This window comes from Nocardioides sp. (genome assembly GCA_037045645.1).
Taxonomy (GTDB): Bacteria; Actinomycetota; Actinomycetes; order Propionibacteriales; family Nocardioidaceae; genus Nocardioides.
Genome location: JBAOIH010000001.1, coordinates 1911242 through 1936690 on the forward strand (window position 1 = coordinate 1911242; position 25449 = coordinate 1936690).

At 65.4% G+C, this 25449-nt stretch carries 22 protein-coding genes, 2 tRNA genes and 3 rRNA genes; 14 read left to right on the top strand and 13 right to left on the bottom strand.

Features of this window, described 5'->3' with window-relative positions:
- Nucleotides 1-5: 5 nt before the first annotated feature.
- Nucleotides 6-1037 (bottom strand): alpha/beta fold hydrolase, encoded by a 1032-nt coding sequence (locus V9G04_09460; GenBank protein MEI2713501.1) that lies wholly within the window; start codon nucleotides 1035-1037, stop codon nucleotides 6-8.
- A gap of 135 nt (nucleotides 1038-1172) precedes the next feature.
- Here V9G04_09460 and V9G04_09465 point away from each other — a divergent pair, with 135 nt between their 5' ends.
- From V9G04_09465 to V9G04_09490, 6 genes are all read left to right on the top strand, one after another.
- On the top strand, nucleotides 1173-2381 hold the full coding sequence (locus tag V9G04_09465; GenBank protein ID MEI2713502.1) for a helix-turn-helix domain-containing protein: 1209 nt from the start codon (nucleotides 1173-1175) through the stop codon (nucleotides 2379-2381).
- A 79-nt stretch (nucleotides 2382-2460) separates the two neighbouring features.
- Nucleotides 2461-3645, top strand: coding sequence for an acyltransferase domain-containing protein (locus V9G04_09470; protein ID MEI2713503.1), 1185 nt, complete (start codon nucleotides 2461-2463; stop codon nucleotides 3643-3645).
- Nucleotides 3645-4658 (top strand): beta-ketoacyl-ACP synthase III, encoded by a 1014-nt coding sequence (locus V9G04_09475; GenBank protein MEI2713504.1) that lies wholly within the window; start codon nucleotides 3645-3647, stop codon nucleotides 4656-4658. Before V9G04_09470 ends, V9G04_09475 begins: the two co-directional genes overlap by 1 nt.
- Before the next feature lie 48 nt (nucleotides 4659-4706).
- Nucleotides 4707-4952 (top strand): acyl carrier protein, encoded by a 246-nt coding sequence (locus V9G04_09480; GenBank protein MEI2713505.1) that lies wholly within the window; start codon nucleotides 4707-4709, stop codon nucleotides 4950-4952.
- 3 nt (nucleotides 4953-4955) lie between these two features.
- Nucleotides 4956-6188: a beta-ketoacyl-ACP synthase II gene (gene fabF / locus V9G04_09485; protein ID MEI2713506.1), complete on the top strand. Its 1233-nt coding sequence runs from the start codon at nucleotides 4956-4958 to the stop codon at nucleotides 6186-6188.
- 4 nt (nucleotides 6189-6192) lie between these two features.
- Nucleotides 6193-7626: a carboxyl transferase domain-containing protein gene (locus tag V9G04_09490; protein ID MEI2713507.1), complete on the top strand. Its 1434-nt coding sequence runs from the start codon at nucleotides 6193-6195 to the stop codon at nucleotides 7624-7626.
- Between the two features lie 106 nt (nucleotides 7627-7732).
- On the opposite strand, the gene V9G04_09495 is transcribed toward V9G04_09490, so the two are convergent.
- The 6 genes from V9G04_09495 to V9G04_09520 all read right to left on the bottom strand — a co-directional run bounded on the left by V9G04_09495 (nucleotide 7733) and on the right by V9G04_09520 (nucleotide 15685).
- Nucleotides 7733-8224, bottom strand: coding sequence for a DUF3145 domain-containing protein (locus V9G04_09495; GenBank protein ID MEI2713508.1), 492 nt, complete (start codon nucleotides 8222-8224; stop codon nucleotides 7733-7735).
- A gap of 129 nt (nucleotides 8225-8353) precedes the next feature.
- Entirely contained in the window at nucleotides 8354-9313 is a 960-nt protein-coding gene (locus V9G04_09500) for an alpha/beta hydrolase (GenBank protein MEI2713509.1), read from the bottom strand.
- A 2-nt stretch (nucleotides 9314-9315) separates the two neighbouring features.
- Nucleotides 9316-10227, bottom strand: a complete 912-nt coding sequence (locus V9G04_09505) for a tetratricopeptide repeat protein (protein MEI2713510.1) — start codon at nucleotides 10225-10227, stop codon at nucleotides 9316-9318.
- Nucleotides 10228-10398: 171 nt separating this feature from the next.
- Nucleotides 10399-10515, bottom strand: a 5S ribosomal RNA gene (gene rrf, locus V9G04_09510).
- 139 nt (nucleotides 10516-10654) lie between these two features.
- A 23S ribosomal RNA gene (locus V9G04_09515) occupies nucleotides 10655-13775 on the bottom strand.
- A gap of 384 nt (nucleotides 13776-14159) precedes the next feature.
- Nucleotides 14160-15685: ribosomal RNA gene (locus tag V9G04_09520) — 16S ribosomal RNA — on the bottom strand.
- Together the 16S, 23S and 5S rRNA genes form the textbook arrangement of a ribosomal RNA operon.
- Before the next feature lie 419 nt (nucleotides 15686-16104).
- Between V9G04_09520 and V9G04_09525 the strand changes: the two genes are divergently transcribed.
- The 3 genes from V9G04_09525 to V9G04_09535 all read left to right on the top strand — a co-directional run bounded on the left by V9G04_09525 (nucleotide 16105) and on the right by V9G04_09535 (nucleotide 17158).
- A complete protein-coding gene (locus V9G04_09525) occupies nucleotides 16105-16380 on the top strand; it encodes a hypothetical protein (GenBank protein ID MEI2713511.1) in 276 nt (91 codons plus the stop codon).
- Nucleotides 16381-16498: 118 nt separating this feature from the next.
- Nucleotides 16499-16882 (top strand): hypothetical protein, encoded by a 384-nt coding sequence (locus V9G04_09530; GenBank protein ID MEI2713512.1) that lies wholly within the window; start codon nucleotides 16499-16501, stop codon nucleotides 16880-16882.
- A gap of 105 nt (nucleotides 16883-16987) precedes the next feature.
- Nucleotides 16988-17158 carry a hypothetical protein gene (locus tag V9G04_09535; protein ID MEI2713513.1) on the top strand — a complete coding sequence of 57 codons (171 nt, stop codon included), beginning with the start codon at nucleotides 16988-16990 and terminating at the stop codon, nucleotides 17156-17158.
- Here the strand turns inward: V9G04_09535 and tyrS are convergent.
- Nucleotides 17148-18413: a tyrosine--tRNA ligase gene (gene tyrS, locus V9G04_09540; GenBank protein MEI2713514.1), complete on the bottom strand. Its 1266-nt coding sequence runs from the start codon at nucleotides 18411-18413 to the stop codon at nucleotides 17148-17150. The two genes, V9G04_09535 and tyrS, sit on opposite strands and share 11 nt — an antisense overlap.
- Nucleotides 18414-18491: 78 nt before the next feature.
- Between tyrS and V9G04_09545 the strand changes: the two genes are divergently transcribed.
- Nucleotides 18492-19865 carry a serine/threonine-protein kinase gene (locus tag V9G04_09545; protein ID MEI2713515.1) on the top strand — a complete coding sequence of 458 codons (1374 nt, stop codon included), beginning with the start codon at nucleotides 18492-18494 and terminating at the stop codon, nucleotides 19863-19865.
- On the opposite strand, the gene V9G04_09550 is transcribed toward V9G04_09545, so the two are convergent.
- A tRNA-Ile gene (locus V9G04_09550) sits at nucleotides 19866-19938 on the bottom strand. It lies immediately after the preceding gene.
- Between the two features lie 109 nt (nucleotides 19939-20047).
- On the opposite strand from V9G04_09550, the gene V9G04_09555 reads away from it, so the two are divergent.
- Complete coding sequence (locus V9G04_09555) at nucleotides 20048-20782, top strand: PIG-L deacetylase family protein (GenBank protein MEI2713516.1); 735 nt, start codon at nucleotides 20048-20050, stop codon at nucleotides 20780-20782.
- Here the strand turns inward: V9G04_09555 and V9G04_09560 are convergent, their stop codons facing one another.
- The 4 genes from V9G04_09560 to dnaG form a co-directional block, all read right to left on the bottom strand.
- Complete coding sequence (locus tag V9G04_09560; GenBank protein MEI2713517.1) at nucleotides 20783-21058, bottom strand: hypothetical protein; 276 nt, start codon at nucleotides 21056-21058, stop codon at nucleotides 20783-20785.
- Nucleotides 21059-21146: 88 nt separating this feature from the next.
- A tRNA-Asn gene (locus V9G04_09565) sits at nucleotides 21147-21219 on the bottom strand.
- Between the two features lie 63 nt (nucleotides 21220-21282).
- Nucleotides 21283-21801 carry a hypothetical protein gene (locus V9G04_09570; protein MEI2713518.1) on the bottom strand — a complete coding sequence of 173 codons (519 nt, stop codon included), beginning with the start codon at nucleotides 21799-21801 and terminating at the stop codon, nucleotides 21283-21285.
- A gap of 57 nt (nucleotides 21802-21858) precedes the next feature.
- Entirely contained in the window at nucleotides 21859-23706 is a 1848-nt protein-coding gene (gene dnaG / locus V9G04_09575) for a DNA primase (GenBank protein MEI2713519.1), read from the bottom strand.
- Nucleotides 23707-23803: 97 nt separating this feature from the next.
- Here dnaG and V9G04_09580 point away from each other — a divergent pair, with 97 nt between their 5' ends.
- The 3 genes from V9G04_09580 to V9G04_09590 are packed head-to-tail and all read left to right on the top strand — an operon-like array spanning nucleotide 23804 to nucleotide 25415.
- On the top strand, nucleotides 23804-24082 hold the full coding sequence (locus tag V9G04_09580) for a phage holin family protein (protein ID MEI2713520.1): 279 nt from the start codon (nucleotides 23804-23806) through the stop codon (nucleotides 24080-24082).
- Nucleotides 24079-24318, top strand: coding sequence for a DUF3618 domain-containing protein (locus tag V9G04_09585; GenBank protein ID MEI2713521.1), 240 nt, complete (start codon nucleotides 24079-24081; stop codon nucleotides 24316-24318). The genes V9G04_09580 and V9G04_09585 overlap by 4 nt, the downstream gene beginning before the upstream one ends.
- Nucleotides 24315-25415, top strand: coding sequence for a YihY/virulence factor BrkB family protein (locus tag V9G04_09590; GenBank protein MEI2713522.1), 1101 nt, complete (start codon nucleotides 24315-24317; stop codon nucleotides 25413-25415). Before V9G04_09585 ends, V9G04_09590 begins: the two co-directional genes overlap by 4 nt.
- The last annotated feature ends 34 nt before the right edge of the window (nucleotides 25416-25449 follow it).

Here is a 25449-nt window from a genome sequence, read left to right on the forward strand (position 1 = left end):
GCTGATCAGGCCGACGGAAGCCGCCGCAAGGCGGCGACCGGCGCCTCACCCGCCTGTGCCCGACGCAGGTCCGGGTTGCCACCCGACGCCAGGTGCGCGCGCCAGACGCTGTCGTCGTGCGTGGCGGGCGAGGTCGACTTCACGAAGTCGTTGAGGATCTTGACGACCCGCTCGGGATGATCCTTGTGCGGGAAGTGGCCGGCGTTCGGCACGACCTCGACCCGAGCCGACGGCGCGATCGCGGCCGCGATCGACGCATGCCGCACCGGGATCACCATGTCGTCGCGTCCCCAGATCACACACATCGGCATGTGCTCGGTCAGATACGCCCGATCAGTCATCGTGATGATCTGGCCCTTCCAGTCGACCACCGCGCGTACGACGTGCCGGGTCGCGGCCAGCGTGCGTGGGTCGGCGAAGGACTCATAGATGCTGGCGACCTCGTCCAGGTCGCGCACGAAGGGCAGGCGTGAGGCGGCCAGGGCGCGCAGCCACGCCACACCGAGGTGTCGTACGCCCGGCAGCGTCAGCAGGCCCATCACCTGCTGGAATCCCGGTGTGGTGATCGCCCGGATCGCTGGGGTCACCTCGGGGCCGAACCCTCCGGGTGAGATCAGCGCGAGCCGCTCGGTGCGCTCGGGGTACTGATAGGCGAACTGCATGGCCACGCCGCCGCCCAGGCTGTGCCCCACGACGGTGACGCGCTCGACACCCAACACCGTCAGGAGATCACGCATGCCGTTGGCATAACCGCCGACGCTGTAGTCGGCGCGCGGTTTGGCCGACGCCCCGTGCCCCAGCAGATCTGGAGCGATCACCGTGTAGCGACGCGCCAACGACTCCAGCACAGGAGCCCACGTGGTGTGGTCGCAGGCGAGCCCGTGCAGCAGGAGCAGCACCGGCGCAGTGCCGAGGTCTCGCCCGAGTTGGACGTACGCCCGCTCGTGCCCGTTGATGACCACGCTGCGCACCTCAAAACCGTCCTGGTCACGTGACCACTGCGGTTCCTCGGTTCGCGAACTGGAAGTGAACCCCACGCGTCCTCCTCGTGACCTGGCTGCGGCAGGAGTCAAGCAGATGAATGCCGAAAAGAGGAGCAAAACCCCATGTTTGTAAGGGAATTCGTGACGCAGCAAGCAAATTGGAACGCTCCACTCCGCTAAGGTCACGAGATGGTCAAGAAACAGGGCACGAACGCCGGAGGCGACACGGCTCCGCACGCGCCCTCGGCGGTGGCGCTGCGCCGTGCCACCGGGCGGTTGAGCACCGCGGCCACCACCCGCATGGAGGCCGATCTGCCCTGGTTCGCGGACCTGCGCGCCGAGGAACGCTCCTGGGTCGGCCAGATCGTGCAAGCGGGCATCCGCAGCTTCGTGGACTGGTATGCCACGCCCGACTCGTCACACAAGTCCGCGATCGCCGCGGAGGTGTTCGGCTCGGCTCCCCGTGCACTGACCGGGGTGATCTCGCTGCGCCAGACCGTCGACCTGATCCGGTTGAGCATCGAAGTCGTCGAGTCTCACGTCGACGAGATCGTCCGGCCCGAGGACTCCGCCGACGTACACGCGCACATCCTGCGCTACGGCCGCGAGGTCGCCTTCGCGACAGCCGAGGTGTACGCACGCGCGGCCGAGATGCGCGGTGCGTGGGACGCCCGACTGGAGGCGCTCGTGGTCGACGCCGCCCTCCGTGCCGATGCCGACGATGCGGCATTGTCGCGAGCCGGTGCCCTGGGCTGGACCGAACGCGGCAGCGTCTGCGTCGTCCTTGGCACCGCGGCCCCGCAACGCCCCGCCGGCGACCTGTTCGAGGACGTACGCCGATCCGCTCGCACCGCCGGCATGGATGCCCTGTGCGGACTGCAGGGCGACCGGCTCGTGGTGGTGTTGGGCGGAGCGAGCGGCGACACCACCGCGGCCCAGACGATCCTTGACCACTTCGGACCCGGTCCGGTCGTCGCGGGGCCGCTCGTGTCGGACCTGCACGAGGCTCGGAGGTCGGCACAGGAAGCCCTGGCGGCACACGGCGCGGCCGCCGGGTGGCCGGCGGTCCCCCGTCCGGTCGCCGCGCGCGAACTCGCGGCCGAACGCGCGCTGGCCGGTGACCCGTTGGCGCGTCAGTTCCTGATCGAGCAGGTGTACGCACCACTTGCCACCACCGCCACGTTGGCCGACACCCTCACGGCGTACTTCTCCGCAGGTCAGAACCTCGAAGGCGCTGCCCGGGCGCTATTCGTCCACCCCAACACGGTGAGATATCGCCTCCGGCAGGCCAGCAGCGCCACCGGGCTCCTGGCCACGGACCCGCACGACGCGCTGACCCTGCAACTCGCGCTCGTCCTGGGAAGACAAGAGGCAGCGTCCGGCTCGGACGATTTGTAGGACTCCTACAAAACATCGGGGGCGAGTTTCGTACGACTCGCAGCCAGGTCCGGATGGGGCGGCTCGGCAGACTGAATCTGTGCTCGCCATCGTCGCTCCCGGTCAGGGAGCCCAGACCCCCGGTTTCCTCGCCCCGTGGCTAGAGGACCCCACCTTCGCCGGCCGGTTCGAGTGGCTCTCCACAGTGTCCGGGATCGACCTCCCACACTTTGGCGTGCACGCCGACGCGGAGGCCATCCGAGACACGCAGATCGCCCAGCCACTGCTCGTCGCCACCGGCTTGGTCTCCGCGTTGGCACTCTTCCCCCATCCCGCCGATGCCTTCGGCGTGGTGGGTGCTGTCGCGGGGCACAGTGTCGGCGAACTCACGGCTGCGGCAGGTGCGCGCGCCATCAGCGCCGAGCAGGCGATGGTGCTCGTCCGCGAGCGTGGTCGGGTGATGGCCGAAGCCGCGGCACAGACCCCGACCGGCATGACGGCAGTGCTGGGCGGTGATCGCGACGAGGTGCTCGCCGCCATCGCCGAGCATGGTCTCACCGCCGCCAACGACAACGGCCCCGGCCAGATCGTCGCCGCCGGCACACTCGCCCAACTCGAAGCCTTCGCCGCCGCACCACCCGCAAGAGCCCGGCTGCGGCCCCTAAGCGTCGCCGGCGCCTTCCACACCGAACACATGGCCTCAGGCGTCGAACGGCTGGGCTACCTGGCGCGGTCCGTGACGACTCGCGACCCGCGCTGCCCGGTGATCTCCAACCGGGACGGCCGCGTGATCCACGACGGGCGCGACGTGCTCGTACGGCTGATCACCCAGGTCACCAGCCCGGTGCGCTGGGACCTGTGCCTGGCCACGCTGGGCGACCTCGGAGTGACGGGCGTACTCGAAGTGCCGCCCGCCGGTGTGCTCACCGGCCTGGTCAAGAGGGCGCTGCCCGGAGTGGAGACCTTCGCACTCAAGACGCCCGACGATCTCGATGCGGCGCGCGACTTCGTGGCCACGCACGGAGAGCCCTCGGCCATGGACACCTCTCCCACCTGGAGACTCGTGGTCTCCCCGATGAAGGGCACCTTCCGCGTGTCCGACGAAGCCCGCGACGTAGCCGACCTTGCCCCCGGCGTCGAGGTGGGCGTCGTGAGCAGCCTTCGCGAGAACGCTCCGGTCTCCGCTCCGCACGGAGGTCAGGTCGTCGAGTGGCTGGTGGAGGACGGAGACCTGGTCTCCCCCGGCCAGCCCCTGCTGCGACTGCACCCTAGTGGCGCTGCCTGATGCCCGCACTGCGTACGAATCCAGGCGCCGAGCACGCAGCCATCCTGGCCATCGGGGGCTACCGGCCGAGTCGGCTCGTTCCCAACGCGGAAATCGTCGACGCGATCGACTCCTCCGACGAATGGATCCAGCAGCGGTCCGGCATCAAGAGCCGGCGTTGGGCAACCCCGGAGGAGACAGTGCGCCACATGGCCGACGAGGCCGGGCGCATCGCGATCGCTCGCTCGGGCATCGACGCGACCCAGATCGACGCCGTAATCGTGGCCACTGTCAGCCACATGATGCAGACCCCCGCGGTCGCCACCTTGGTCGCGCACGATCTGGGCACCGGGCATGCCGCCGCCTTCGACATCTCCGCCGCCTGCGCCGGCTTCTGCCATGGGCTGACCCTCGGTGCCGATCTCGTGCGCGGCGGCAGTGCGCGTCATGTGCTCGTGATCGGCGTCGAGCGCCTCAGCGATCTCACCGACCTGCACGACCGGGGCACCGCGTTCATCTTCGCGGACGGCGCGGGCGCGGCCGTCGTAGGTCCCTCGGACGCACCGGGCATCGGTGCCGTCGTGTGGGGGTCCGACGGCGAACAGTTCGACCTGATCCGGCAGAAAGAGGACTGGCGCGATGTCGTGGGCACCGCCGAGAAGCCCGGTCCAGGCGGCATGCCCCACCTGGTCATGCAGGGCAACCCCGTCTTCCGCTGGGCGGCGTTCACCATGGCCAAGGTCGCCCACGAGGCGTTGGCTGCGGCGGGCATCACCGCCGACGATCTCGACGTCTTCGTGCCGCACCAGGCCAACATGCGCATCATCGACGCCATGGCGCGCGCGATGAAGCTTCCCGAGCGTACGAAGGTGGCACGCGACATCGCCGAACAGGGCAACACGTCGGCCGCCTCGATCCCCCTCGCCCTCGATCGGATGATCGAGGAGGGTGACGCCAAGTCCGGCGACCTGGCGTTGCTGATCGCCTTCGGCGCCGGCCTGGCGTACGCCGCCCAGGTCGTCGTCGTTCCCTGACCGTCCGCACCACCCGCATTTGCACCCAACCAAGAGGAGTCACCTGATATGAGCAGCACCGAAGAGATCCGCGCGAGCCTGGCCAACATCGTCAACGAGGTCGCGGGTATCCCGGTCGAGGACGTCCAGTTGGACAAGTCTTTCGTTGAGGACCTCGACGTCGACTCGCTGTCGATGGTCGAGGTCGTCGTGGCCGCCGAGGAGGAGTTCGGCGTCTCGATCCCCGACGACGAGGTCAAGAACCTCAAGACCGTGGGCGACGCCGTGTCGTTCATCGAGAAGGCCCAGGCCTGATCCATGTCGCGTCGTGTCGTCGTCACCGGTCTGGGCACCACCTCCCCCGTCGGAGGTGACAGCCCGACGACCTGGTCCGCCCTGGTCGAAGGACGCTCCGGCGTCCGCAGACTGGAGCAGGAGTGGGCCGCCGCGTTGGGCACCCAGATCGCCGCCCCCACCGCGGTCGACCCCAGCGAGGTCCTCGATCGGGTGAAGGCGCGACGACTCGACCGCTCGGCGCAGCATGCGCTGATAGCGGCCAACGAAGCATGGGCCGATGCCGGACTGGCCGACGGCGACCTCGACGCCGAACGCGTCGCAGTCGCCGTCGCCTCCGGCATCGGTGGCGTCACCACGTTGTTGACCAACTACGACAGCCTCAAAGAGAAGGGGCCCCGACGGGTGTCGCCGCTGGCGATTCCGATGCTGATGCCCAACTCCCCTGCGGCCACGATCGGTCTCACGATCGGCGCCAAGGCGGGCGTGCATACACCTGTCTCGGCCTGTGCCTCCGGCAACGAGGCGATCGCCCTCGGCATCGACCTGATCCGACTCGGTCGAGCCGACGTCGTCGTCTGTGGTGGCACCGAGGCCGCCATCCACCCGCTGCCTCTGGCCGCGTTCGGCCAGATGATGGCGCTGTCCAAGCGCAACGACGACCCGGCCGCTGCTTCGCGTCCGTGGGACAAGGGACGAGACGGCTTCGTCCTCGGCGAGGGCGCAGCGGTGGTCGTACTCGAGGCCGAGGAACACGCCGCAGCTCGCGGAGCCCGGGTCTATGCCGAGGCCGCCGGCTCCGGCATCACGGCGGACTCTCATGACATCGCCCAGCCCGATCCGTCCGGGCAGGGAGCCACCCGGGCGATGCGCCTGGCCTTGCGAGACGCGGGCGCCGAGGCGGGCGACATCGCACACATCAATGCCCACGCGACCTCGACGCCACAAGGCGATGTCGCGGAGGCTGCTGCGATCCGTGCGGCGTTGGGTGGGGCGGCCGACCGGGCCATCGTCACCTCTACCAAGTCGATGACCGGGCACCTGCTCGGCGCTGCGGGCGCGCTCGAATCACTGGCCACCATCTTGGCCTTGCACCACCGGGTCGTACCCCCGACGATCAACCTCGAGGATCCCGAAGACGTCGGTCTCGACCTGGCCGTCACCGCGCGCGAACTCCCGGCCGGGCCGCTGGCCGCCCTCAATAACTCGTTCGGGTTCGGTGGACACAACGTCGCGCTCGTGTTCCGGAGCGTGTGACCCGATGACCACTGCCGCCCCCGCGAAACCTGCCAAACTTCCCCGCGAACAGGATCCGCGACACCCGGCCACGAGGCTGACAGCACTGTTCGACGAGGGCACCTTCGAGCCGATCTCGCCCGACGACCAGTCCGGCATGCTCGCCGCGGTCGGCCGCGTCCACGGCACGGCGGTGGTCGCCTTCTGCTCCGACGCCACCGTGATGGGCGGCGCGATGGGCGACGAAGGTTGTCGCGTCGTGGTGGACGCCTACCACCGGGCGATGACCGACGGCGTACCCATCATCGGGCTCTGGCACAGCGGCGGCGCCCGGCTAGCCGAAGGCGTGCTCTCCCTGCACGCGGTCGGCCGGATCTTCCAGGTCATGACGCAGGCGTCAGGCAAGATTCCACAACTCAGCGTCGTCCTCGGGCCTGCCGCCGGTGGCGCCGCCTACGGTCCCGCGCTGACCGACATCGTGATCCTCGGCCCGGAGGGACGCATCTTCGTGACCGGCCCCGACGTGGTCCGCTCCGTGACCGGCGAGGACGTCGACATGCTGCGTCTGGGCGGCCCCGAGCCACACGGTCGCCGCTCAGGAGTGGTACACATCCTGACCGAGTCCGGGCAGGAGGCTCTCGGGCGAGCCCGCGACGTCGCGCACCTGCTCGGCTCCCAGGGCAGCCTGGTCGTGGACGATGTCGAGGACAGCGATCTGGCCGGCCACCTGCCCGAATCCGTACGCCGTGCCTACGACGTACACCCCCTCGTCGAAGCCGTCCTGGACGAGGGCACTACCGCCGAACTCCACGCCCGCTGGGCTCCCAACGTCGTGACGGCGCTGGGCCGCTTCGGTGGACGTACGGTCGGCGTCGTCGCCAACAACCCCTTGCGCCTGGGCGGCTGCCTGGACTCCTCGTCAGCCGAGAAGGCCGCCCGCTTCGTCAGGATGTGCGACGCCTTCGGCATCCCGCTGATCGTGCTGGTCGATGTGCCCGGCTACCTGCCCGGAGTCGGCCAGGAGTGGGATGGGGTCGTACGCCGTGGCGCGAAACTTCTGCACGCGTTCGGTGCCTGCGTGGTGCCCCGCGTCACCCTGGTCACCCGCAAGACGTACGGCGGGGCGTACATCGCCATGAACGCGCGCTCACTTGGCGCCACCAAGGTCTTCGCCTGGCCCGGCGCCGAGGTGGCCGTGATGGGTGCCGTCGCGGCCGTACGCATCCTGCACCGCCGCAGACTTGCCGAGGTCTCCCCCGAGATCAGGCCCGCCGTCGAGGCCGAACTTGCCGCCGAGCACGAGCGGATCTCCGGCGGCGTCGCCCGCGCGGTGGAGATCGGCGTGGTCGACGAGATCGTCGAACCCTCGGCCACCCGCTCCGCGCTGGCGCACGCCATCAACGACGCGGTGCAGCGAGACGGCGTACGCCGCAACGCCCACGGCAATATCCCGCTCTAGACGGCCTGAACTGTCGCTTCCGACCGACCCGCTCGCTCCGCTCGCTCCCGGCGGTCAGACGACCTGCTGAACTGTCGCTTCCGACCGACCCGCTCGCTCCCGGCCGTCAGACGACCTGATGCAGCCAGCGAACGGAGGCGCCGTCCCCCGCGTGCCGGAAGGTCTCCAGTTCGTCGTCCCACGGCTTGCCGAGCAGCTTGTCGATCTCCAGCAACAGCGTCGTGTCGCCGACAGCAGCCTTCACCACTGCCGCCTTCAAGCGGTCCTCTGGAATCATGATGTCGCCGTGAAGTCCGGTGACAGCGTGGAAGACGCCGAGATCGGGAGTGTAGGAATAGCGCGCCCCTTCCGTACTGGCCGTCGGGTCCTCGGTCACCTCGAAACGCAACTGACCCCAGGTGCGCAACGCAGAGGCGATGTTGGCGGCCGTGCCCGGTGAGCCAACCCAGGACACCTCGGCGCGGAAGGTGCCGGGTTGGGCCGGTTGCGGGGCCCATTCGACGTTGACCGCGGCGCCGAGGACGCCCGCGAGCGCCCACTCGATGTGCGGACACATCGCAGAGGGCGCTGAATGCACGAAGAACACGCCTCGGGTCATCGAGACGTGTGGGTCGGTGCGCTGGGTCACGGCTTTGCCTTCCTTCTGCTCGGCGGAGATTCGCCTTCCCCAGCGGTCTCGTGATGTGCAGAAGGTCAGGTAAGCGGCTGACCTATGTGACTTGTGTGCCTATTGTGACTGATGCGTCGCCCGATTGCCAGCGTTGGGCGTGGTCCGGGTACGCAACGACCCGATCCCGTCGAGTTCCAGCATCGCCTCGATGACCTGCTGCGCCAGGCTCAATCCACCCAGGTGGCTTTCCCCCGGGATCGTGGCGAATCGGGCCTCTGGAAGCCGGCTCACCACGTGCGTGCCGTGGGCATGCGGCACGATGTGATCCGCATCGCCGTGCCACCAACGCACCGGAACCTGCACGTCGGCCAACTCGAAGCCCCAGTCACGAGTCATGAGCACCAGGTCATGGATCGGCGCGCTCATCTGGAAGCGCGACCCGTTAAGCAGGTCGTCGAGGAACATCGCGCGAAACTCCGGCCGACTCAGCAGGCGCCGATCGCCTTCTGGCTGCACGACGGCGTACGTCGAGATCGCGGCCCCGGCCAGCGGCCGCAACACGCGAATCCCCTGACCCAGCGCGAGACTCAAGGGCACCCGTCCCACCGCCAGCAATGGCGCCAGCGCCAAGGCGAGGCTCATGGCGCCTCCGCCGACGGCATCCGGCCCCACCGTGGGGGCCACGCCACCGAGCACGCCCAGGCCGCGAATCCGGTCCGGCATCGCAGCGCCCGCGGCCAGCGTGTACGCACCGCCGCCAGACAGTCCGATCACCCGAGTCTGCTCGATCCCGAGCGTATCCAGGAAGATCGACAAGTCGTCGGCGAAGTCCAAGACGTCGCGATAGAGGTGTCGAGTCGACGAGCCGATCCCGGGCCGGTCGAGTCCGATGATGCGTACGCCCGCCGACGCGGCGTATTCGCGCGCCTCCATCGGAATCTGGCGACGACCACCTGGGGTCCCGTGCATCCACACCATCGGTTCGCCGTCGCGAGCACCGAACTCGGCAAAACTGAGCCGTCGGCCGTCTCGCACCGCGATCGAGCCCTCGAGTGTCGGGCGGTCAATCTTCCCCACGATCAGTCCTCCGAACGCTCGAGTAGGTCGGCCCGCTCTGCGGCATCGGTCAGTTCGTCACTGTCGATCGCGTGGGTGCGGTGGAACCAGGCCAGCGCATCGGTACGCCGTCCCGCAGCCTCAAGTGTGTCGGCGTACGCGTACCGCAACCGCACCACCCAAGGCGCGCGGCTCTTCGACATCAACGGAGCCAGTTCGAGAGTACGCAGCGCAGCGTCCAGTTGACCGAGGTCGCGGCGGGCGCCGGCTTCCACGATCGTCATCTCCGCTTTGGCTTCGGGCGCGAAGTTCGCCACCGACGGGCTCTTCGCCAGTTTGATCGCCTGTTGAGGCTGGCCCAGGGCCCGGTGACAGTCGGCCATGATCGGCAGGTAGGCCGTGACGCCGTTCATTCGCTTTGCCGCGCGCAGCTCAGAAAGCGCCTCGGCGTAGTGACCGGCAGCATAGGCCGCTTCCCCGCACGCCTCGCGTACGATCGCCAGCCGCGATGCCCTGGCACGCGCCGCCAACGTGTGTTGGTAGGCCGTCTCGGGGTCGTCATCGATCATCGTGGCAGCGGCAGCAAGGTGCCGGGCGACTCGCGCGGCCAACTTGTCCGGCAGGCCCTTCAACTGCGCCGAGACCGAGCGATCGAGCTCCTTGCCGGTGATCTCCTCGGGAATCGCCGGGCCGTCATAGCGAGCCTGTTCGGCCGTACGCGGCTCCTGCTTGTCAGCCGGTCGACTCCAATCCCGGGAACGACCGCCAGCCGGGGGGCGTCCCCCCGAACGTGAAGGCGCGCGGCCCCGATTGTCACCGCCAGCACCACGACCGCGCGACGCGGACCCGCCGCGCTGGTCTGAGCCCCGCGGGGAACCGCCCTGGCGCGGACGCCCACTCGAGGGACGCTGGCTGCGTCGACCTTCCTCGGCCACGTTGGATCCTAACTCTCTTGCTGCTGTACGCCGGCTGGCGCCAAGTCGTTGCCACCTCGACTACCTTAACGGGGGCGCGACTCACGCAGAACGCCTGGCGCTCCGCATCTGCCGATAGGCGTCATAATTGCGTGTAGCGGGCCCGTGTGGGCCCGCTACAGCGTGGTGTGTGTTCGGCGGCGTCCTACTCTCCCACAGCCTCTCGGTTGCAGTACCATCGGCGCTGAGAGGCTTAACTTCCGGGTTCGGGATGGGTCCGGGTGTTTCCCTCTCGCTGTGGCCGCCGTAACTCTATTCAACTATCCCATTCTTGTTGTGGTCCCCCCGGGGTATTGGCCGGGGGGGTTGGGTTTGTTGTTTCAGATTTTGTATAGGGACGCGAGTTTCTTGGTTGTGTTTGTTACGTTGCGCGGGTTTGTTTGTGTTTGGGGGCAAGCCCTCGGCCTATTAGTACCGGTCGGCTGGGCATTGCTGCTGTACACCTCCGGCCTATCAACCCACTAGTCTGGTGGGGGCCTTAACCCCTCAATGGGGGTGGGAAACCTTATCTTGAAACGTGCTTCCCGCTTAGATGCGTTCAGCGGTTATCACTTCCGAACGTAGCTAACCAGCCGTGCTCCTGGCGGAACAACTGGCACACCAGAGGTTCGTCCATCCCGGTCCTCTCGTACTAGGGACAGCCTTTCTCAAGTTTCCTGCGCGCGCGGCGGATAGGGACCGAACTGTCTCACGACGTTCTAAACCCAGCTCGCGTGCCGCTTTAATGGGCGAACAGCCCAACCCTTGGGACCTACTCCAGCCCCAGGATGCGACGAGCCGACATCGAGGTGCCAAACCATCCCGTCGATATGGACTCTTGGGGAAGATCAGCCTGTTATCCCCGGGGTACCTTTTATCCGTTGAGTGACCACGCTTCCACATGCCGTGGCCAGATCACTAGTTCCGACTTTCGTCCCTGCTCGACATGTCTGTCTCACAGTCAAGCTCCCTTGTGCACTTACACTCGACACCTGATTGCCAACCAGGCTGAGGGAACCTTTGAGCGCCTCCGTTACATTTTAGGAGGCAACCGCCCCAGTTAAACTACCCATCAGGCACTGTCCCTGAACCGGATCACGGTCCGAGGTTAGATATCTAGTACGACCAGAGTGGTATTTCAACGTTGACTCCACCCCAACTGGCGTCGAGGTTTCACAGTCTCCCACCTATCCTACACAAGCCGAACCAAACACCAATACCAAACTATAGTAAAGGTCCCGGGGTCTTTCCGTCCTGCCGCGCGTAACGAGCATCTTTACTCGTAGTGCAATTTCGCCGAGTCCATGGTTGAGACAGCGCCCAAGTCGTTACTCCATTCGTGCAGGTCGGAACTTACCCGACAAGGAATTTCGCTACCTTAGGATGGTTATAGTTACCACCGCCGTTTACTGGGGCTTAAATTCTCAGCTTCGACCCCGAAGGGTCTAACCGGTCCTCTTAACCTTCCAGCACCGGGCAGGAGTCAGTCCGTATACATCGTCTTACAACTTCGCACGGACCTGTGTTTTTAGTAAACAGTCGCTTGGGCCTGGTCTCTGCGACCCACACCCGCTTCCCCACGCAAGGTGGTTCACGAGATGGGTCCCCCTTCTCCCGAAGTTACGGGGGTATTTTGCCGAGTTCCTTAACCATGGTTCGCTCGATCGCCTTGGTATTCTCTACCTGATCACCTGAGTCGGTTTGGGGTACGGGCGGCGCATAGCTCGCTAGAGGTTTTTCTCGACAGCATAGGATCACCCACTTCACCATAAACGGCTCCCCATCACACCTCAGACCTATGAACTCCCGGATTTGCCTAAGAGTTCGTCCTACATGCTTGGCCACGGACTACCATCGCCGTGGTTGGACTACCTTCCTGCGTCACCCCATCGCTTGACTACTACCCGCTCGGGTCCCACGCTCCACACACCACTGCTCTCCCGAAGGAGAACTGATGGGTGCTTCGGGTGGTTAGCATCACGGACCTCGTCATGGGCGCTACTTTGCCGGTACCAGAATATCAACTGGTTGTCCATCGACTACGCCTGTCGGCCTCGCCTTAGGTCCCGACTTACCCAGGGCAGATTCAGCTTGACCCTGGAACCCTTGATCATTCGGCGCACATGTTTCTCACATATGATTCGCTACTCATGCCTGCATTCTCACTCGTGTCACCTCCACACCTACATCACTGTGGCGCTTCCCTGGTGACACGACGCTCCCCTACCCATCCACACCACTGAACCAACCACAAAGGCGGCTTGTGTTACGCATGAATGCCATAGCTTCGGCGGATGACTTGAGCCCCGCTACATTGTCGGCGCGGAATCACTTGACCAGTGAGCTATTACGCACTCTTTCAAGGGTGGCTGCTTCCAAGCCAACCTCCTGGTTGTCACTGCGACTCCACATCCTTTTCCACTTAGTCACCGCTTAGGGGCCTTCAGCTGATGGTCTGGGCTGTTTCCCTCTCGACTACGGAGCTTATCCCCCGCAGTCTCACTGCTGCGCTCTCACTTACCGGCATTCGGAGTTTGGCTAACGTCAGTAACCTTGTAGGGCCCATCGGCTATCCAGTGCTCTACCTCCGGCAAGAAACACGCAACGCTGCACCTAAATGCATTTCGGGGAGAACCAGCTATCACGGAGTTTGATTGGCCTTTCACCCCTATCCACAGGTCATCCCCCCAGTTTTCAACCTAGGTGGGTTCGGTCCTCCACGTCGTCTTACCGACGCTTCAACCTGCCCATGGATAGATCACTCCGCTTCGGGTCTTGAGCGCGCGACTAAACCGCCCTATTAGGACTCGCTTTCGCTACGGCTACCCCACACGGGTTAACCTTGCCACACACCGCAAACTCGCAGGCTCATTCTTCAAAAGGCACGCCATCACCCTCACAGGCTCTGACGGATTGTAGGCACACGGTTTCAGGTACTATTTCACTCCCCGCCAGGGGTACTTTTCACCTTTCCCTCACGGTACTTGTCCGCTATCGGTCATCAAGGAGTATTTAGGCTTAACGGGTGGTCCCGCCAGATTCACACAGAATTTCTGGAGTTCCGTGCTACTTGGGAAACGCGCCAACACAGTCACACACATACGCATACGGGGCTCTCACCCTCTACGGCACCCCATCCCAAGGGACTTCAACTTCGTGCATGATTTCTTACTGCGCACCCAGCCGGCAGACCAGGTAAGACACGCCCCACAACCCCACGACTGCAACCCCTGCCGGGTATCACACAACCGCGGTTTAGCCTCATCCGATTTCGCTCGCCACTACTCTCGGAATCACTATTGTTTTCTCTTCCTACCGGTACTGAGATGTTTCACTTCCCGGCGTTCCCTCCACACACCCTATTTCATTCAGGTGCAGGTAACACGACATGACTCGTGCTAGGTTTCCCCATTCGGACACCCCCGGATCAACGCTCGGTTGCCAACTCCCCAGGGCTTATCGCAGGCTCCAACGTCCTTCATCGGCTCTTGATGCCAAGGCATCCACCATGTGCCCTTCATAGCTTGCCACACACAAAAAACACACAACCCACCACACACACGGTGTACACGCAGGCTGCGATCGCGCAAAACATTACAAACTACAAAAGATGCTCGCGTCCACTATACAAATCTCAAACAACACACCCCAACCACCAAAACCGCCCCCACACAGGAAACGCTCTCAATGCCAGGCCACAAAGAAAAACCAGCCACCCAACAGCGCCTGATCCCTCAGACACCCAACAATGTGCTTGACCACCACACAGACAACCCAGACCACCCGAAGCATTGCCACACTCCAGACAACCACACAGGGCCACCCACACGATGAACATCGACGACTCCACTAGCGAACACCCAAACCACACACCCCACGAACTGCGAGGCGATCAACGTTGGTGTGCTCCTTAGAAAGGAGGTGATCCAGCCGCACCTTCCGGTACGGCTACCTTGTTACGACTTCGTCCCAATCACCAGCCCCACCTTCGACGGCTCCCTCCCACAAGGGGTTAGGCCACCGGCTTCGGGTGTTGCCGACTTTCGTGACGTGACGGGCGGTGTGTACAAGGCCCGGGAACGTATTCACCGCAGCGTTGCTGATCTGCGATTACTAGCGACTCCGACTTCATGGGGTCGAGTTGCAGACCCCAATCCGAACTGAGACCGGCTTTTTGGGATTCGCTCCCCCTCACGGGATCGCAGCCCTCTGTACCGGCCATTGTAGCATGCGTGAAGCCCTGGACATAAGGGGCATGATGACTTGACGTCATCCCCACCTTCCTCCGAGTTGACCCCGGCAGTCTCGCATGAGTCCCCAGCCACCCAAAGGTGCTGCTGGCAACATGCGACAAGGGTTGCGCTCGTTGCGGGACTTAACCCAACATCTCACGACACGAGCTGACGACAGCCATGCACCACCTGTACACCCCCAAAAGAAGCCCCATCTCTGGAGCGGCAGGATGTATGTCAAACCCAGGTAAGGTTCTTCGCGTTGCATCGAATTAATCCGCATGCTCCGCCGCTTGTGCGGGCCCCCGTCAATTCCTTTGAGTTTTAGCCTTGCGGCCGTACTCCCCAGGCGGGGCGCTTAATGCGTTAGCTACGGCACGGAACCCGTGGAATGGATCCCACACCTAGCGCCCAACGTTTACGGTGTGGACTACCAGGGTATCTAATCCTGTTCGCTCCCCACACTTTCGCTCCTCAGCGTCAGGACATGCCCAGAGAACCGCCTTCGCCACCGGTGTTCCTCCTGATATCTGCGCATTTCACCGCTACACCAGGAATTCCGTTCTCCCCTGCATACCTCTAGTCTGCCCGTATCGAAAGCAAGCCATAAGTTAAGCCCATGGATTTCACTCCCGACGCGACAAACCGCCTACGAGCCCTTTACGCCCAATAATTCCGGACAACGCTCGCACCCTACGTATTACCGCGGCTGCTGGCACGTAGTTGGCCGGTGCTTCTTCTCCACATACCGTCACCCAAAGGCTTCGTCTGTGATGAAAGAGGTTTACAACCCGAAGGCCGTCATCCCTCACGCGGCGTTGCTGGATCAGGCTTCCGCCCATTGTCCAATATTCCCCACTGCTGCCTCCCGTAGGAGTCTGGGCCGTGTCTCAGTCCCAGTGTGACCGGTCACCCTCTCAGGCCGGCTACCCGTCGAAGCCATGGTAGGCCATTACCCCACCATCAAGCTGATAGGCCGCGAGCACATCCCCTACCCAAAAAGTTTCCACACACCAACATGCGCCAGTATGTCATATCCGGTATTAATCACCGTTTCCGGTGGCTATCCCAAAGTAGAGGGCAGATTACTCACGTGTTACTCACCCGTTCGCCGCTCGAGTACCCACAAGTGGGCCTTTCCGCTCGACTTGCATGTGTTAAGCACGCCGCCAGCGTTCGTCCTGAGCCAGGATCAAACTCTCCATCGAAAACTCGAAAAAGAAACCCTGACAAATTCACAAACCCAAACGGATCCAGAATCATCAAAAAACCGCCACCCAAAAAAGATGACGAGGCAAACAAAAATAATTCGTCGACTATCAAACACACTGTTGAGTTCTCAAAAATCAGACGCACCCGGTAGTCAGCCTTTCAGGCGTCCCGATCGGGGCAAGGTCTGGAACCTTAGCGAGATGTTGTCCGGCCTGCCAAATCGGCGGCTTGCGGTTGACGCTGTGGTTCGGTCTCGGGGCCGGGAGCCCCCCCGCTTGGCGGTGTTGCTCCCCGTCGCACCCGGCGACAGAAGGAAACATTAGAGGGCGCGTCCCGGGCGCGCAAATCGACGCGACGTGACCCCCGCCACTTAGCCCCGCGACACACATCGCAGAGTTCACAAGGGGGATCAGGTATGTCGATTCGACGTACGTTCATCAGCATTGCGTTCAGTGGGGCGCTCGCACTCGGCACCGGGATCGGTGTGGCCGGGATCGCCTCGGCCGACCCGGGCAACGGGCGGGCACACCAAGAACAGGTCGACGGTTGTGACCACGGTGCGACCGGAAGACCGTGTCGTCCGGACCCGCAGCCGACCAAGGGGCAGGACTGCCTGGTGCACGGCAACTGGGGCGGGATCAACGAGGACCACTGCTTCGGTGACCTGGGTGGAGGCGGCGGCGAGGGCTGAGTTCCCGACCTGCATCCGGACAGCTCGGGCTGTCCGTTGAACTCGTGTGCGCGTACGCATGCGAGTGGCGCGCGTGCGCCCGCGCCAACGACACTGCTTCCAAGAGGGGAAGACAGAGATGACAAAGCAAGACCCTTCCCAGCGACGCCTCGTGCAGGCAGCCGCCTGGTCAATTCCTGCGGTGGCAGTCACCAGCGCGGCTCCCGCCGTTGCCGCGACGGTTGTGCACACACCACTCGCCACCGTCGGGATCTACTCGTCCTTCACGAGCGGAATCAACTCCCCGTGTCCTGCGGGCACGAAGTACATACTCGACGGGACGATCGCTCGCGGCACGGTTGCGCATCGGGGTTTCCAGATCTCGGACGCCTCCATGGTGAAGTCGTACTTGCTGGTGCTGACCGTCTATCTGCCAGAGAACGGTCTGGTGTTCACGGAGTCCACCGGCAACAAGTGGGCCCCCGATGACCGCGACGGGCGCGTCGGTGACGTACTCGGGTAAGCGGTACTACGCGTACGCCACCACCTACAGCGGACCTCCGCCGGAGGCTGACGCCACCACGGGATCATCACGGTGCCGTTCAAGTTCACATCAGCGTGTTCGTCGATGCTTCTGGCGAAGAAGGACGCGTTCTTCCAGTTCGTGAAGAACGCGGAGGTCGACGGAGTTGCCGAGGACTTCACCTCGGCCTTCATTGCGATGACCGAGGTGTGGCGCGCCGAGGCTGAGTGCACACGCCGATGGCGAGTGGCGACTCGATCGGGGTTCACGCCCTGACGAGTTCGACGCCCGCCATCTGCTTCTTCCCACGACGCAGCACCAGCCAGCGACCGGCGATCAGATCGCTGTCAGTGGGAGCCAGGTCGGGGTCCTCGACACGACCGTTGTTCAGGTACGCGCCGCCTTCACCGATGACGCGTCGCGCCTCGCCTCGTCCCTTGGACAGTCCCGCCTCGACCATCAGATCGACCACGGTGGACCCGTGCGCCGCGGTGACCGTACCGGTCTCGTGCAACGCTGCGGCCAAGGTCGCCTCCGGGACCTCGCGCAGGTCGGCTCCTCCGAACAGCGCCGCAGCCGCGGCCTTGGCCGACGAGGTCTCCGCCTCGCCGTGTACGAACGTCGTCACGGCATCGGCTAGGGCCTTCTGTCCCGCGCGTAGGAACGGCTTGTCCGCCTGTTGTCCCTCCAGGTCCTCGATCTCCTCGCGCGAGAGGAACGTGAAGATCCGCAGCATCTCGCCCACCTTGACGTCCTCGACGTTGAGCCAGAACTGGTGAAAGGCGTACGGCGACATCATCTCGGCGTCCAACCACAGCGCACCGCCCTCGGTCTTGCCGTACTTGGTGCCGTCGGCCTTGGTGATCAGCGGCGTCACGAAGGCGTGCGCGGTCTCCCCCGTCACGCGGCGGATCAGTTCGGCGCCCGCGGTGATGTTGCCCCACTGATCGGTCGCCCCGTGTTGCAGGCTGACCCCGTGCTCGCGGAAGAGGTGCAGGTAGTCCATCGACTGGAGCAGCACGTACGAGAACTCGGTGTAACTGATGCCGGACTCAAGGCGGCGCTTGACCGTGTCGCGCGCCAGCATGCGGTTGACCGGAAAGTGCTTTCCGATGTCACGTAGGAACTCGATAACCGACAGGCCGTCGGTCCAGTCGAAGTTGTTGACCAGGACGGCCTGATTATCCCCGTCCACCTCGACGAAGCGAGACACCTGGGCACGCAGTTTCTCGGTCCAGGCAGCGACCGTGTCCGCAGTGTTGAGGGTGCGTTCGCCACTGTCGCGAGGGTCGCCGATCATGCCCGTGGCGCCGCCGACCAGAAGGTATGGCGTGTGACCGGCTTCCTGCAGTCGCCGGGCGGTGGTGAGCTGCACCAGGTTGCCCATGTGCAGGCTCGGAGCGGTGGGGTCGAACCCCACATAGAACTTGAGGCGCTCCTCGCCGAGGGCGGTACGCAGCGCATCGCGATCGGTGGAATGCGCGACCAGGCCGCGCCACTCGAGATCGTCAAGAATGTGGGGTGTGCTCACGGGTGACCAGTTTGCCGCATCGCTGCCTAGGAGCCGCGTCCGGCTGAGACCCAAGGACCCTCGACCTAGGCTGGCCCGGTGATTGCCGGTCGCTATGCGTTGCTGCGCGAAGTGGGCCGTGGCGGCATGGGGGCAGTCTGGCTGGGCCACGACGAGGTGCTGGGCCGTGACGTAGCCATGAAGCAGATCGGCTTGGTGCCGGGCATCGACAGTCCCGATCTCCAGCGAGCCGCCCGCGAGGCGAAGCTCGCCGCGAGCGTCAACCATCCCCACATCGTCGCGGTCTATGACCTCGTCCATGAGGACGGTCGGCAGTGGCTGGTGATGGAGTACGTCGAGGGCACCGACCTCGGGACGTACGTGCGCGACCATGGCGCCCTGACGGTGGAGCGCAGCGCCCAGATCGTGGCGCAAGCGGCGGACGCGCTGGCTGCCGCACACGCGATCGGCATCACGCATCGAGACGTCAAGCCATCCAACATCATGTTGGACGAGAAGGGGTCCGCCAAGATCACGGACTTCGGGATCGCGCGTGCCGAGCAGGACGCCCAGCTCACGCAGACCGGGTTGCTCACAGGATCGCCGGCGTATCTGGCTCCCGAGGTTGCCTCGGGACGGCTGGCGCTGGCCTCCGCGGACGTGTGGTCACTCGGCGCGACCCTCTTCCACATGCTGGAGGGGCGCCCCCCGTACGACGCCAAAGAGAACGTCCTGGGGACCCTGTTCGAGATCGTCAACGACGTTCCCCCGCGGCCCCGGGAGTCAGGTTGGCTGGCGCCCCTGGTCGAAGGCACGTTGGCCAAGGACCCTGCCGACCGCTGGACGATGGCGCAGGTACGCGAGTTCGCGGCCCGCGGGACTCGACCTGCCCCACCCGGGGTCGGGGGTCACCGTTCCGCGGCGCACCCACCCTCCGAGCGCACCACTACGTTGCCACCCCTCGCGCCCGCTCCCGCCCGACACCGATCTCGGCCGGGGGTGACCACCACGCTGGTGGGGATCGCCGCGTTGGCACTGCTGCTCACGCTGGGCCTGATCTGGTGGCTCAACCACGATCCGGGGCCGACAGCGGCACCGACTCCGTCGGATACCTCCGCGACCTCGACGACCAGCCAGTCCTCCGCCACAACGCCGCCGAGCACCGACATGGACGCCGACGAGATGCGTACGTTCGTCGAGCAGTACCTCGCGCTCGTGGTGAAGAACCCGAACCGGTCCTGGAAGTTGCTGACGCCCACCTTCCAGGAGGCCAGCGGCGGCAAGAAGGCGTACCGCGACTTCTGGAGGGACTTCGAGAAGGCCACCTTGAGCGACCTGGAGGCTGATCCCGCGACCGGAGAGGTGCACTATCACGTGGCGTACGTCGATCGCGAGGGCGGCGGATTCTCCGACGACCCCGTGCTCACGCTGACCCGGCAGGACGGCAGGTTGTTGATCGCCGCAGAACGGTAGTGGGGCGGGCGGGACTCGAACCCGCGCATAGGAGATTATGAGTCTCCGGCTCTACCAACTGAGCTACCGCCCCGTGCCGGGTCAGATGCGAAGCGTAACGAGGGGCCTGCGCCGATGCGGCGCTGGCCTCTCGTACGCAGACGGCCGTACCGCGGACCCCCTGCACCTGCCATGCTCGACTCATGGAGAGACTTGAGGCACTGCCGGAGGACTGGAATCGAGCCTTGGCGGTCGTCGCGCATCCCGACGACATGGAGTACGGGTCGGCGGCCGCGGTCGCGCGGTGGACCGGGCAGGGCAAGCACATCACGTACTGCATGGTCACCTCGGGTGAGGCAGGCATCGACGGCCTCACCCCCGCAGAGGCGGGGCCGCTGCGCGAGCAGGAGCAACTCGCCGCCTGCGCCGCTGTGGGGGTCTCGGAGTGCGACTTCCTCCGATTGCCGGACGGGATCTTGGAGTACGGCGTGCCGTTGCGACGCACGCTTGCCGAGGTGGTGCGCCGTCACCGCCCCGAGATCGTGCTGACGATCAACTTCCGAGACACCTTCGGGGGCGCGATGCTCAATCAGGCCGATCACATCGCGGTCGGAAAGGCGTTGCTCGATGCGGTTCGAGACGCCGGGAATCGCTGGATCTTCCCCGAGCAACTCGTCGACGGCCTGGAGCCATGGGGAGGCGTACGGGCCGTCTGGGCCGGAGGATCACCGCAGGCGAACCACGCCGTGGACATCACCGAGTCGTTCGACGCCGGAGTGGCCTCGCTGGAGGCACACCGGGCCTACATCGACGGACTCGGCTGGGAGGGCTGGGATGCCCGCGAGTTCCTCGAGGGCATCGCCCGGCAGGCCGGTCAGCGGTTCGACGCGCCGCTGGCCGTGGCCTTCGAGGTGTTGCCGCTGGGCTGGGGCGGCTGATCACCCGGTCGTGAGCAACTCGGCCGGGATCCACTCTTCGACGGTCGCCCAGGCGCCGGGACGCAAGGCGGCTACGTAGACCACGCGTCCCTCCCAGCGGCCCACGTCCCCCTTGCGCCATTCCAGCAACAGTCCGGGCCTGGGCTCCGAGCCGTCGACGGGCAGCGAGATCCAGCAATGCTTCGCAGGGCAGGCGCCCGCGCGGGCGTCGGTGACATCGACACGGACGCGCTCGTGCAGTGGCACGCCCGTGTTGCCGTATCCGCCCCTGGCCATGGGAGATATTAGAACACGTGTTCGATTCGGTTGGGGTGCCGGGAAATGCCGGAAGGCTCTCGAGGTTTCCCTCAAGAGCCTTCCTTTGCTCCCCCGGTTGGACTCGAACCAACAACCCTCCGGTTAACAGCCGAATGCTCTGCCAGTTGAGCTACAGGGGATCGCTTAGGCAGCGAGGCAGAACTTTAGCAAGCCCGTCGGCGTGTGCCGAATCGGCCTGCACGTCACAGGTCGCCGACATCGGAGCGAGCCGCACGCAGTGCCGCTTGCGCCACGCGACGGACTTCCGGATCGTCCGGGTCGAGCCCTTCGTCGTACTCGAAGTACCAACGCAAGACCGAGCCTTCGTCCGTCCTCGCCCGCAGTTGCGGCGCCCGGCGCGCGATGACCCGAAGGCCCAACCTGCCCGTCACCGCCGCGTGACGCTGGACGACGAGGGTGGCCTGGACGCGCTCGTGTACGAGGGTGAGCAGGTCTCCCGGCTCGTCGAGGACGAACGTGTGAATCGGGCGCTCGGCACCCCAGTCACCGACCTCGCTCACCCGCAAGGTCTCCGACTCCCGATCCCAGTCGGCCGCCTGCACCGACTCCCAGGGCACCCGCCCCGTCGGCAGATAGAGCGCCGCCCGGGTGCCGCCCAGGACCGCACCGTCACGCGTACGACAACTCGCCAGCAGCCGCTCGCCCGGAGCAACCTCGACATGGAGTCGCTCGCGCCGGCCCCAAGGGTTCAGCGGACTCATGAAACCCCCACCGCTCGCTCACGAAGACGCCTTCGGTGCTGCTCGAGCGCCACCAGCTCACCGAACATCCGGTTGTACGCCGTGGCTTCGGACACCGGATTGGTGCGCTGGAAGCTTGGACTTCAACTGGGCGATCCGGCGCGCAGCGGTGAGTTCCTGAAGCCGGTAGATGTGGGCCGCGACATAGGCATCGTCGGGCTCCTTGTCACGAGGCAACGGCTCGACGGCAAGTGCCGAGAGCGCGGAGGACACCTCGGGGGAAGGCCCAGAGTCTCGCAACCGGGACAGCCAATCATCCGTGGCAGCGGCGGGGCCTCCCGAACCCGCAATCAACTCCCACACGCCCCGATAGACCGGATGGATGAAGTCGTTGCTGCCCAGATCCGCCACATGTGCCACCACCGCGTGGGGGTGTTGGAGGATCACCTTGAGACTCTCCCGCTCCAGCGCGAAGCGTGGGTCGCGCAGATCAGGCAGCTGCCGTTGCGGGGCGACCGGCTCGGCAGGCTGCTGCTCCGCCTGGCGGGTGGTCGTACGCCTCCGCTCGGGGGGCGGGCGGTTGCCGGCTCGTTTGACCTCGGCGCGTGCGTCCTCGACGTCCACGCCGACCATGCCGGCGAGTTCGCGTGCGAAAGCGTCCACCTTGGAGCGGTCCCGGATCGAGGACACCAACCGGGCCGCCTCCCGCAGGGCGTCGACACGTCCGTCGGCCCGATCGAGGTCGTACTTCGACACCACGTTGCTCAACACGAACCGGTAGAGCGGGATCCGGCGCGCGACGAGTTCGCGTACGGCCGCATCACCCTCTTTCAGCCGCAAGTCACAAGGATCCAGACCGCTCGGCTCAACCGCCACATATGTCTGCGAGACGAAGTTCTGATCGCCCTCGAAGGCACGCAGGGCGGCCTTCTGCCCGGCGGCGTCGCCGTCGAAGGTGAAGATCACCTCACCGCGGAACTCCTCGTGGTCCATCAGGAAGCGACGCAGGATCCGGGCATGGTCATCGCCGAACGCGGTGCCGCAGGTGGCGACTGCCGTGGGCACGCCAGAGAGGTGGCAGGCCATCACGTCGGTGTAGCCCTCGACCACGACCGCTTGTGACGCTCTGGCGATGTCGCGGCGAGCCAGGTCGAGGCCGTAGAGCACGTTGCTCTTCTTGTAGATCGCGGTCTCGGGAGTGTTGAGGTATTTGGCCTCGATGCGGTCGTCGTCGAACAGCCGGCGCGCCCCGAAGCCGATGGTGTCGCCGTTGGACTCGCGGATCGGCCACAGCAGACGGCCGCGGAAGCGGTCGTACGCTCCCCTGCCCAGCCCCACCAGCCCGGCAGCGACCATCTCCTCCTCGCTGAATCGGCCCTGGCGCAGGTGCGTCAACAGGGCGTCGCCGTCTCGAGGCGCGAAACCGATGCCGAACTGCTCCGCCGCGGCTTGGTCGAAGCCACGCTCGGAGAGGAACTGGCGTCCGGCGAGTCCCGCTGGTGAGTTGAGTTGGGCGGCATAGAACTCCTGGGCCACCCGGTGCGCCTCGATCAGGCGGGCGCGAGCCGGGCCGCGCGGCCGGTCGGCGCGGCCGTCGTCATCCTCGCGGCGCAGTTGGACGCCGACCTTGTCGGCGAGGACCTCGACAGCCTCACCGAAGGAAAGGCCGTCGATCTTCATCACGAAGGTGATGACATCGCCGCCCTCCTGGCAGCCGAAGCAGTGGAAGAAGCCGCGCGCGGGCGTGACGTGGAACGAGGGGGACTTCTCGTCGTGGAAGGGACACAGACCCTTCATCGAGCCGCCACCGGCGTTGCGCAACGAGACGTAGGCCGACACCACGTCGTCGATGCGGGCCTTCTCGCGCACCTCGGCGATGTCCTCGTCGCGGATGCGTCCGCGCCCGGAGCCTGGAGGTGTCGCCACATCGCGGAGTGTACGGCCCACCGGGGACGCTCCCCCGCCTCCGGCCGCACCCGATCGGGTGGTGTGACCTGCCCACCCATCGGGCACGGTGAAAGTCATGAGTCAATCCGAGAACACCAGCCGGGAGCCCACAGTGGGCGCACCGTACACGATCTTCACGTTCGCCGTGCTGGTGGCGACGGCCATCATGGGACTGGCTCACGTGGTCCCCGACTGGGCCGCCGGACTGATCGTGGCAGCCGTGCTGGCCGTTGCGGCGGGCATCGCGGCGGTGCAGGGCAAGAACAAGGTGGCCGAGGTCGGCTCACCCAAGCCGGAGCGTGCGATCGAGGGCATCAAGGAAGACATCGCGACCGTGAAAGGACAGCGTTCATGAGCCAGACGCCCGAAGAGCTCGAGGCAGAGGTCGAACTCCAGCGTGAGCAACTCGGCGAGACCGTCGACCAGTTGGCTGCCAAACTTGACGTGAAGACCCAGGCTCAAGCCAGGGTCCACGAGATCGCGGACCGCGCCACCACCGACACCGGCGCGCCTCGCCCGGAGCTCTACGGCATCGCCGGGGCTGCTCTCGCGGCCACCCTCGTACTCCTGGTGTGGAGGCGTCGCAGGTGAGCGAAGCGACCCAAGGCGTACACCGCGAAGAGGGCGCCGTTCCTGACCCCGATGATCCGCGCAAGCCCGACTCCCCCACCGACCTGAGCAAGCGCTCGTGGTTCTACGTCGGCCGCAAGACCTTCCGCGAATTTCTCGACGATCAGTGCACCGACCTGGCCGCGGCTCTCACCTACTACTCGGTGTTGTCCATCTTCCCCGCCGCGATCGCGCTGATGTCGGTGCTGGGTCTGATCGGCCAGGCCGACCGCACGGTGTCGACCGTACGAGATGTGCTCGAACCGCTCGGAGTCAGCGAATCGACCCTCGGCACGATCGAAAACACGCTCACCGAGGTCTCCCAGGTCGAAGGTGCCGGCCTCCTGCTCATCCTCGGTCTGCTCGGCGCGTTGTGGACGGCTTCTGGGTACGTCGCCGCGTTCGGGCGCGCGATGAACCGCATCTATGAGGTCGGCGAGGGACGCCCGATCTGGAAACTGCGGCCGATCCAGGTGCTGATCACCATCGTGATCATCGTCCTGCTTGCCGCAGCCATCTTGATCCTGGCGATCTCCGGCCCGCTCGCAGAGTCAATCGGTGACCTGATCGGGCTCGGTGATACGGCCGTGACCGCATGGGGCATCGCCAAGTGGCCGGTGCTCGCCTTCGTCGTCGTCTTGGTGGTGGCCTTGCTCTATTACGCCACTCCCAACGTCAAGCAGCCGAAATTCCGCTGGCTCTCCCTGGGCGCCGTCGTGGCGATTGTGACCTGGATCGTGGCCACGATCGGGTTCTCGTTCTATGTCGCCAACTTCTCCAGCTACAACAAGACGTACGGCTCGCTAGCCGGAGTCGTGGTCGCACTGCTGTTCTTGTGGATCAGCAATCTGGCGTTGCTGCTGGGCGCGGAACTGGACGCCGAGCTGGAGCGCGGTCGGCAACTGCAGGCCGGGATCGCCGCGGAACGTGAGTTGCAGTTGCCCGCGCGTGACACTCGCGGACTGGAGAAGGCCAGGAAGAAGCAGGCCAAGGACGAGGAGCTCGGACGACGCATCCGTGAGCAGGCGTCCGAAGTGTGGCCACCACGCCAAGACGACCAGGTTTCGTCCCACACCTGACAAGAAAGCATCGACTCGAATGAAGGAGATCCGA